The sequence below is a fragment of the Paralimibaculum aggregatum genome (assembly GCF_030270585.1).
GTDB classification, from domain to species: Bacteria; Pseudomonadota; Alphaproteobacteria; order Rhodobacterales; family Rhodobacteraceae; genus Thermohalobaculum; species Thermohalobaculum aggregatum.
Map to the genome: position 1 here is coordinate 1 of NZ_BSYI01000171.1, position 303 is coordinate 303.

Annotated in this window: 1 protein-coding gene; it reads right to left on the reverse strand. The window is 72.6% G+C overall.

The genetic code is table 11. The features are described from left to right. On the reverse strand, positions 1 to 303 hold a 303-nt coding region (locus QSJ97_RS24815), incomplete at both ends, for a transposase (protein WP_285675179.1).

Sequence of the window (303 nt, forward strand, 5' to 3'; positions counted from 1 at the left end):
CCGGAACGTCTCCGCCTCCGACGGCCCGGTGGCGACGCCGAGCACCTCGCGCCGGCCGCCCGTGTTCACGCCGACCGCCACGATCACGGCCAGGCTGACGATCCGGCCGCCCTCGCGGACCTCGAGATAGGTGGCGTCGAGCCGGAGATAGGGCCAGCGGCCCTCGATCGGGCGGGAGAGGAAAGCCAGCACCCGCTCGTCGATCTCGGCGCAGAGCCGCGACACCTGGCGCTTCGAGACCCCGCTGCCGCCCATGGCGCGCACGAGATTATCGACCGCGCGGGTGGAGACGCCGTGGACATT